This window comes from uncultured Mucilaginibacter sp. (genome assembly GCF_903893715.1).
In the GTDB taxonomy this organism is placed as follows: Bacteria; Bacteroidota; Bacteroidia; order Sphingobacteriales; family Sphingobacteriaceae; genus Mucilaginibacter.
On the sequence record NZ_CAITNG010000006.1, the window covers coordinates 1 to 8,482 of the forward strand.

Genomic DNA, 8,482 nt, shown 5'->3' on the forward strand with positions numbered 1-8,482 from the left:
CAAGGACTAAAAGGCCTGAGCGCGATCAAAGTAAAAAAGATAAGTAAGTAGTATTGTAAATCGATAAAAACAAAAAACCCTGATATTGTAATATCAGGGTTTTTTTGTCGATTCATTTTTTAAAGTACCCAAAGCCGTCGTCCCCACGAACCAATTTTTAGATGACCTGAAACGTTTAGCCTCTCTGTTTGATGATAAAGGCCGATTTGCAATATCTAACCCGTTTTTGATTGAACCACATCTATAAGTTAAAAGGTTTAAGAAAACATGTGCACACCCTAATTGGAGTGAATTAACCCTAAACAGGAGAATTTTTTAAAAAAATAGCCATGTGTTGAAACACAAGGCTACCAACAAGTATATGCTACGGTTGATCATTTTAATGTATTACCATGCTTGGCAAACTCTTTACAAAGGTCAAACGCCGTTTGGCTACGCTGTAAGCCTTGTGCCGTACATGATGTATTTGAATTTACTTTCATTATCCTTGTAATTGCGCACATTCTGAAAGTAGCCCGTAACCGCATTGTAAGCACCAAACAAAGTCCCTTTGGTAGTTGCCTCCTATTGGGTGGGATTGGTTAATGCGTACTCCATTACGCTACTAACCATGTTATTGTAATTAGTTGAAAGTTCGTATAATTTACCGTTTTAAAGGTTCTGTAATACTTCCTTATTCGGTGCCATTACTACCTGTATCAAACGTTTAACGGCATTATCGGTTATGCCTATCCTTGACCAATTATTAAACACTTTCTCTAATTCATTTGCTAACAGGTTGGTTTAGATGCCAATATTAGTAAAAATATCACCTTGCTTAGTTTCAGACTCGCGAATGCGACTTTTCAGCTAAAATCGGCAGCTGATAAGCTTATCTATATCTAAATTATGGGGGCAACAAAACGTTATGACCACGCAGGTATATACCAAAAAAATCAATTCCAAGGAAAATGGAATCGATAATCATATCGAAATCACATGATCTTAATGATTATACTCCCGAACACGTAGAAAAATAAGATCTAACTATCGGCATTGGGCATTATGCGTTTATTTTGCTTTTTACAATATTTAAAATGTCAGGTTCGAGGTTACCCTTAAGCATTAACTCAGCTATTCTGTCACTATAGTATATCCTTTTAATTTCGTCCAAATCCTCATAAATAATTTTAGAAAGGTCTTTCAATTTACGTGCATTAAGGGTGGCTTTGCCGCATTCAATTTTACTTAGTACTGATCGTTCGATATAAAGCCTTTTCGCAAATTCTTCCTGAGATAGCTGAAATGACAATCTCTGAGATTTAATATAGGTACCGAAATCAGGGATATGCTCTTCAGCGTTTTTTATCGGCAATGAGTTACCCGTTTCCTGATATTGTAAAAAATGTATATTTATGCTTTCTAAAAAGCCATTTGCTTTTTCTATCAACATTGTGAATAGCTTTTCATCAACGCTGTAAATCGATTTCCTGTTCCTGACCCGCAGTTTCAATATCCCCATTTGTTTGAGCAATTGCATTTGCTTATTGATATTATCTGTACTATAGGGGGCATCGATAAAATCTTCTGAGGTTACTGAGTTGTCATGCTGTACGATCATTCTTATGATAAAAATCCGCACGGGCAGTGCAAGTGCCCTAAACAGTTCACACAGTTGATTGTCATTTTGATTTAAATATATTTCTAAGTCCTGCATTATCTTCCTATTAAAATCGAGTACTTCAGCTATTTGAAGTACCCGATTGCTAATCAAATTATTTCTCCCACCACGCTTTGTAAATGGTACTCTCTGCCCCCCCCCCTTGTATTTTAAGCTCGGCCTGATAGTTGGCGGTATTAATGGTTTGTTCGTCTGGCGGGTATAAAAAGCGGGTTGATATTTTCCCGCCATTTAAGTTTGCTGAAGTTGCGTCGAATGCTGGGATACCAGTGCGGCGGTACTCTATCCAGCCTTCAAAGCCAACATCGAAATTACCAACCCACTTTTGAGTTACAATTTGGTTTAGCGCATTTAGTGGATTATAAACCACATTAGGGTTAGCTAAGTACGCGGCCGCGCTGGTGGCGTCAATACCATAATCTGCATAGGCTCCTAACACGCCGTTGTTATAATAAGTTGCCGGTGTGCCGGTAATAAGGCCTTTTAAGCTTGCCTCTGCCAAAATAAACTGCACTTCCTGATAGGTAATTATGCGTGACTTTAATACTATTGATGACGGATTGCTTAAAAAGATAGTGTTGTTAAAGCCCGAACTGCTATTGACCTGAGAGGTATTGGCATCAGAAACTATGGGCATCCCTCCATAATAACTGAAGTTGAATCCGCTTGCAATTTGATTGGTTACGTTTTTTGCGAATAGCAGGCTCAGGCGTTGCTGGTCACCCGTGTTTACAAAAAAGTTATATAACAATGTATTGCAGTATTTGATGGCATAATCGCCAGACCGCTCGGTAATGCTTGGGAAAGCATAGGGAACCGAGGAAGGCAGGGTTAATTCTGCTCCTTCTGATGCATTTTGAAAGATAGTACCATCGGTAACTATTTTCTGCATTTCAGAACCAGCGGAACTTAATTTTGAAGATGACCGCAGCAAATACCTCAAGCGCAAGCCATTACAAAATTTTCTCCATTTAGTTTTGTCACCAGCGTAAACCAAATCACCAGTTATTGCCGCCGTGCTTGATTTCAACAAACTATCTGCAGCCCTTAATGAGGGCAGTACTGGATATTTCGGAGCCATTGATCACGACGTTCCGAAATAGCAGGCAGATAATTACGTAACACTTTGACCATGTTAATTTATTGATTGTTAATTAGTATTTTATTAATTACCAACACAACCTTATGGTCCAAAGCGCACGGAATAGCCTGGTCAAGCCTCCTGGAATATCCAGATCTATCAGTATCTTATAACAGACTTAACCAAACAGTAGGGGTTATTAATACTTTATCGTAAAGAACGCTTTTTTGAAAAAGATTTCTGAGAAGCTTTTTTAAAACTTTTAGCGAGAATATTTTACGGTTAATACAGATGTTTCTAAAATTTTATCTTTTATCATTTGCAACAGATGTTCCATAGTTAGTCCCTCATTTTGATGTGGAATAGTTTCTGAAAGAGCATAAACTGTGATGATATATGCTTTTTCGCCTGGTCCTTTTGAACAGGGTGGCGAATATCCAAGAATCGGATTCATGCTATTATGTCCCCAAAAGCCGATATTCGAGTCAGCTTGTGGTATACCTGATATATCCGCAGGGATATTATATAAAACCATGTAAACATGCTTTTCACCGTCGCGGGGGATGTGGTGCATGGTAATCGCAATTGATTTGGTTCCATTTGGGGTGTTTTTCCAGGAAATAGGAGGCGATAGCGCGATGCTATCACATGTAAATAGCTTTGGATACACTCCATTATTAACAAAAGCCGGACTAAATGCAATAAAAGTTTTTGTATCTTTTTTTTGAGCTTTAACTTCACATAGGCACAGCAATAGTAAAAGCACGACAGCAATAAATTTCTTGTTCATGTTACTTTCGAGGTTGATGTGATGGTCGGGTATATGTTTCGGTGGTTTTAACACCTTGCGGATCTGTAAATTCAAATAAATAATTGTTGAGATTATCCCAGTTGTATTGAATATAAGCCTGCCTCCCACTCACCTGATAAGTTAACAGGAAGCTATCCGCATTCAACTTCTTCAGGTCTGTGATCACTGCTCCCCTCAAAGGTCTTGTAGGTGGTCTTAGCGGCATGGTGAACGCCTGCGGCATAATCTGGTTCTCCGGGGCAAGTGTAGCGTCATCCATTTTTACTTCACCGCGTAATGCTCCAATAACATACGGGTAGGTTTTGGTACCGTGATAATGATAGACACCATTTTTATAATTATGTCCATGGCAACTATCCAGCGGCTGCATAGCTGAACCATCCGGTTCCTTATCGCCGTAAACAGCAAAACCATCTAAACAAAAAGCGATCGGTTGAAGTCCGGAACGATTTTGCAAAGATAATGGTGCTGCATGATAATGGTAATCATCGCCTTTGCCGCAATGCCCTCCCCACTTATCCAGTTCACCAATTGAAAAAGAATCCTCACCACGGTTATTTAGTGCGTTAAAAATAGGAATACCATTGACTGCTATCGCTACGGCGCCGCGCATAAAGTTATGTTTCGTGCTTAGCGGACGCTCCGACAAAACAGGTTGCAAGGGGATCGTCCAGCTGTTTGTCCCTGTATAATCTTGTGGTAAAGGCACCTGCTGTTGCCAGTTCGTTATCCCCACCATCATACTGTGGTCAGGAAGACCGTTGGAGGATACATAGAAATTATTCGCATCCCACCTGGTGCTTACTTGGGGTTTATATACCGTAAATGCCGAATCTATATAACCGGGATCAGTCTTTTTGATAAAATGAAATTTAAGAAACGGGGCGAAAGCGTAAAGTGTACTCAATACAAATAAACCGTACAAGCCCAGGCCAAAAGCCATTTTTTTATCTCGGGGTGCATGCAAGTATAGAGTAACATAAAGGATTATTCCTAATAGAAATACAGTAAAAATTATGTATGTATACGGATTTGGTCGGTTAATAACCGACCGCTCTTCGTCTTGCAGGAACTGCGCATTTAGCCTTGCTATTCTAGCAATTTTCATTTGTGCCATTTTTCGATAACGTGAATTCAACTGATCCATCGGAACAGCGACCATTCTTCCTCCTGCCTGTTCAAGTATTAACAATGTACCAATTGACGTGCTAAAATTGCCTTGAACAGTACGGCCATTAGCCATCTCCCAGGTATTAAAATGATCACCTTTCTTATAATGGCCGCCTGGGTGCCCAATCGCGCTGTCTTGAAGACATAGGATCATGCCCGATAGTAGAACAAAATTTAATACTTTTTGGAGAATGCTCATAATCAAGGCTTTAGTTGATAGCTGTATAAAACTTGTTTATTTTGATGATTAAGGTCAACACTTGTTTGGATGTATTCAATTTGTACATAATCACCGTCGATACTGACGTGTAAATATCCGGGGGCATTCATTATTTTGCCGGTAACATAACCATACTGTGTCGCAGAAATGGTGTTACCATAACGTACTGCGCCGGGCTGTGGCACTAATTGGTATACAATACCATCTTTATCCTGCTTAGCAAAAAAATGATCGTGCCCATGAAATACAACATTTACTTTGTGAGCAACCAAAAGGTCATGTATAGGCATCGCCCAATCCGGGCGGTTATTATTAAATGTTTTTTGACCTGTAGTATCGGAGCCTCCCCATTCATAAAGCCCGGCAGCCTCCGCACCGCCGCGTGCCACACCATCTTTATCAACCCCACCGACCAGATTATGTATGAATATAAACTTAAACTTGGCTTTGCTGGCTTCCAATGTTCTTTTGAGCCATTGATATTGATCAGAACCCAGCGTACGAAACCAGGGACTGCGGTTATTAGATGTAAACCTGAACGGATCAAGCACAATGAAAAGTGCATCACCCCATTGCCAGGAATAATAATTTTCAATAAATTCTCTTCCGCCTTCTGTGAAGGAATTTCCGCTATAAAAACCGTTTGGATACGGGTTAGGGTAAAAGCTGCGTCTCACCTGCGTTGACCATTTTGCCATATTATCGGGTTCGGGCCTGTGCAGTTGTTGCCCGCTTTCGCCGTCGTGGTTGCCCAATGTTAAAAACACAGGTGTTGAAATTCCAGGAATACCGAAATAGTACCGCTGGGCCGTATATTGTTTGTAGGCATCTTTATAGTTGTTGCGGTATTTGTCCGTCATCCAGGTATCGCCCAGATCGATTAAAAAATCTGTTGAATCCCTGGCGATGTTATTTAAAGTTTGAGTATAAACATCGGTTCCCGTATTTTCATCAAGATGCGAATCGGCCTGTATATCAAAACTAAATTGAGTCCCCGCCGTACGTGCGGTTTGAAAATTATGCAGATCAGATGCACTCAATTTCTCGACACCTTCTTTAGTATAAATGAATTTATAATAATATCTGGCATTGCCTTTCAAACCTTGCAGATCGAAAAATGTGGTTTGATTAGCGGTAAAACTAATCGTAGGGCTTTTAAATGTTAGGTCTTTTATGTTTTGGCCGTAAACAACATAACCACTCATATCCCTGGACGGCATAATACTGACCGTTACCGAAGAATTAGTAGGCCTGCCTAAAATCAGGTCGTAGTCGTGCTCGGGCACATTGGTTTTAAAAAGGCCCGATTCTTTTGGGCTTTTTCCGGCTGCGTTATTACGCCGCTGGCCTTGCGCCAGGCAGTAATAGCCCGCTCCCCATACCAAAACAAACAACAGGCAAATGATCTTTTTTAGCATCGAAATTTAGGTTGTAGGTAAAACCTTTTTTTGAACGAACGAATAGGCATAAGCTACGCTACCATTTTTGCCCTGTGCCGATTCGTCTTTATGCAGCACTGCCTTAATGTATTGCATTTGCACGTCATTAGCGGTAACGCTCACCCTTAAATGCCCGGTATTGCTCAGCTTATCGCCACTTAGGTATTTATCATTGTTATAGGTGTTGTAACCAGGGTCGCCACTCATGGGGCAGGTGATATAGGCAATACCGTCCATTTCCTGACGAACAAAAAGATGATCGTGCCCCTGGATGAATGCTGTTACTTTATTTTTTACAAATAGTTGGTGTATGGGCATTTCCCAGCCGGGTCGGTTATCGGCAAATTGCTCAATACCGCGACGGTTTTTGCCTCCCCACTCAAACATGCCGGCCCATTCCACAGCCCCTCGGCACGCCCCCAAAACATGGTGCCCAAAAACAAATTTATGCATAGCATTGCTTTTTGCTAATGTTTGCTGCAACCATTTATATTGTTCTTCACCAATAGTGAATGCCCATTGATCTTTGTGAGGCCCATTTTTGTCCTTCTGCCCTCTACCTCCGCCTTTATTATCTTTTTCCTGCGCCCTTGCTTTAATTCGTTCCTCTTTGCTTAGGTTTTCGAATTCGTTTTTGTTTTTCTCGCGCATTTCTTCATCATCGGCAGATATATTAGAGTACCAGAAAACATCCATGGTTATAAACAATACATCGCCCCACTCAAAAGCGTAATAATTCTCCCTGCGTTCGCCCGGGGCGGTTGAACTATTGCCGGTATAAAAACCATCGGGACTTGGATTGGGGACAAACTTAAGGCGTGCTTTGGTACTCCAAGCTGCCAAACAGTTATCGGTCCCATCGTTGTAAGCCTTGGCCTCCAGTTCATGATTCCCCAATATAAAATAAAAAGGAACGGTGCTACACAGCGCGTTTAAATGCTCGCGCTGATCGAGATAGAGTTGTTCTATCTTTTTATAATCGGGATTATTAACCTTGGAAGCCCTAAAATCGTCGCCGAGAGAAAAATGCAGGTCGGGTTCGTCTCTAACCACATTATTTAAAGTGGTTTGATACAACGCTGGCGAGCAATGCTTAAGGGTACCCAAATGCGAATCGGCCGAAATGGTAAAAACAAAATCGCTGCCCTTTTTCCTTTGGGTGCGGAAGCTTAGCGGCTTTTCTTTTATCAAGGTGCTGCCCGGCGTTGAATAGCAGACCTGATAATAAAATCGCTGGTTTTGCGCCAGCCCCGTTAAAACAAATTCTACCGGGTTATTTGCAAAAAGCTTGTTTAAGGGAGTTTTAAGTTTTAAATTATTTTTATCAGAACCGTAAGCTATAAATGCCTCTGCATCCTGATTCAGCATCAGATTTACGGTAATTGAATTCGCAGTGGCCCGGCCTAAAATAATATTGTAGTTGATTTTGTCGCCTCCAAAAAATTTAAAATTTTTAAACGAGGTAAGTCCTAATGCGGCAATAGAAGATAGCCGAAGGAAATGTCTTCTGGTAATCATGATCAATTAAGTTTATCTTGGTTAGACCATTCTAAATTACAGAGGTTTAACTGTACTTAAAATAATTAACACCAGTGGCTGCCAACAATTCCAAACACGAGATGGTAAGTCAAATTAGTATAAATGAGGACGTATGTCAGAAGCGACCCGATCTACACCGAAAAAACGATCTTGGATAAGCCAACACTCCATGCCGTCCGGCAGATCATTGCCGAGCATCGACAGTGTAAAAAGCGATTTTTTAACTTTCTGTCTGTTAGTGGCCGATGCCGGGGTGCAAAAATGGGTTGTAGATACCCAGGCCATGATGTGTGTTTATTACGATCTGGCAGGTAACAATATGGTTGCAGAGCCTATCCCGGAAAGTGGTTATTAAATGAGGAAAATTGTTTCAATAAAAAACCCCATTGGGGTTTTTACTCAGTAAATTATTTCATAAAAAAAGTTGCCAACAAAGTTGGCAACTTGCCTAAAGATGTACTCGGGGCGGGAATCGAACCCGCACGCCTTTGACGGGCACAGGATTTTAAGTCCTGCGTGTCTACCAGTTCCACCACCCGAGCGGATGATTATCCTTTTAAAA

General features: G+C 40.8%; 7 protein-coding genes and 1 tRNA gene. 1 reads left to right on the forward strand and 7 read right to left on the reverse strand.

Annotated elements, in window-relative coordinates; translation table 11 throughout:
- Positions 1 to 1,042: 1,042 nt before the first annotated feature.
- The 6 genes from QZX97_RS00800 to QZX97_RS00825 all read right to left on the reverse strand — a co-directional run bounded on the left by QZX97_RS00800 (position 1,043) and on the right by QZX97_RS00825 (position 7,899).
- Positions 1,043 to 1,696, reverse strand: coding sequence for a helix-turn-helix domain-containing protein (locus QZX97_RS00800; RefSeq protein WP_295655708.1), 654 nt, complete (start codon positions 1,694 to 1,696; stop codon positions 1,043 to 1,045).
- Positions 1,697 to 1,754: 58 nt separating this feature from the next.
- Positions 1,755 to 2,741 (reverse strand): SusD/RagB family nutrient-binding outer membrane lipoprotein, encoded by a 987-nt coding sequence (locus QZX97_RS00805; protein WP_295655709.1) that lies wholly within the window; start codon positions 2,739 to 2,741, stop codon positions 1,755 to 1,757.
- Positions 2,742 to 3,003: 262 nt separating this feature from the next.
- On the reverse strand, positions 3,004 to 3,531 hold the full coding sequence (locus QZX97_RS00810; RefSeq protein ID WP_295655710.1) for a YbhB/YbcL family Raf kinase inhibitor-like protein: 528 nt from the start codon (positions 3,529 to 3,531) through the stop codon (positions 3,004 to 3,006).
- Position 3,532: 1 nt separating this feature from the next.
- Positions 3,533 to 4,921, reverse strand: coding sequence for a YHYH protein (locus tag QZX97_RS00815; RefSeq protein ID WP_295655711.1), 1,389 nt, complete (start codon positions 4,919 to 4,921; stop codon positions 3,533 to 3,535).
- A 2-nt stretch (positions 4,922 to 4,923) separates the two neighbouring features.
- The gene (locus tag QZX97_RS00820; RefSeq protein ID WP_295655712.1) at positions 4,924 to 6,360 is read right to left on the reverse strand and encodes a metallophosphoesterase; all 1,437 of its coding nucleotides are present in this window, start codon (positions 6,358 to 6,360) and stop codon (positions 4,924 to 4,926) included.
- Positions 6,361 to 6,366: 6 nt separating this feature from the next.
- A complete protein-coding gene (locus tag QZX97_RS00825; protein ID WP_295655713.1) occupies positions 6,367 to 7,899 on the reverse strand; it encodes a metallophosphoesterase in 1,533 nt (510 codons plus the stop codon).
- 190 nt (positions 7,900 to 8,089) lie between these two features.
- On the opposite strand from QZX97_RS00825, the gene QZX97_RS00830 reads away from it, so the two are divergent.
- Positions 8,090 to 8,275: a DUF1398 family protein gene (locus tag QZX97_RS00830; RefSeq protein ID WP_295664012.1), complete on the forward strand. Its 186-nt coding sequence runs from the start codon at positions 8,090 to 8,092 to the stop codon at positions 8,273 to 8,275.
- A 102-nt stretch (positions 8,276 to 8,377) separates the two neighbouring features.
- Here the strand turns inward: QZX97_RS00830 and QZX97_RS00835 are convergent.
- Positions 8,378 to 8,462: transfer RNA gene (locus tag QZX97_RS00835), tRNA-Leu, on the reverse strand.
- Between the last annotated feature and the right edge of the window lie 20 nt (positions 8,463 to 8,482).

Bases quoted from the DNA above. Each gene is read 5' to 3' on its own strand.
- QZX97_RS00800 (WP_295655708.1), bottom strand. From the start codon at position 1,696: ATGCAGGACTTAGAAATATATTTAAATCAAAATGACAATCAACTGTGT.
- QZX97_RS00805 (WP_295655709.1), bottom strand. From the start codon at position 2,741: ATGGCTCCGAAATATCCAGTACTGCCCTCATTAAGGGCTGCAGATAGT.
- QZX97_RS00810 (WP_295655710.1), bottom strand. From the start codon at position 3,531: ATGAACAAGAAATTTATTGCTGTCGTGCTTTTACTATTGCTGTGCCTA.
- QZX97_RS00815 (WP_295655711.1), bottom strand. From the start codon at position 4,921: ATGAGCATTCTCCAAAAAGTATTAAATTTTGTTCTACTATCGGGCATG.
- QZX97_RS00820 (WP_295655712.1), bottom strand. From the start codon at position 6,360: ATGCTAAAAAAGATCATTTGCCTGTTGTTTGTTTTGGTATGGGGAGCG.
- QZX97_RS00825 (WP_295655713.1), bottom strand. From the start codon at position 7,899: ATGATTACCAGAAGACATTTCCTTCGGCTATCTTCTATTGCCGCATTA.
- QZX97_RS00830 (WP_295664012.1), top strand. From the start codon at position 8,090: ATGCCGTCCGGCAGATCATTGCCGAGCATCGACAGTGTAAAAAGCGAT.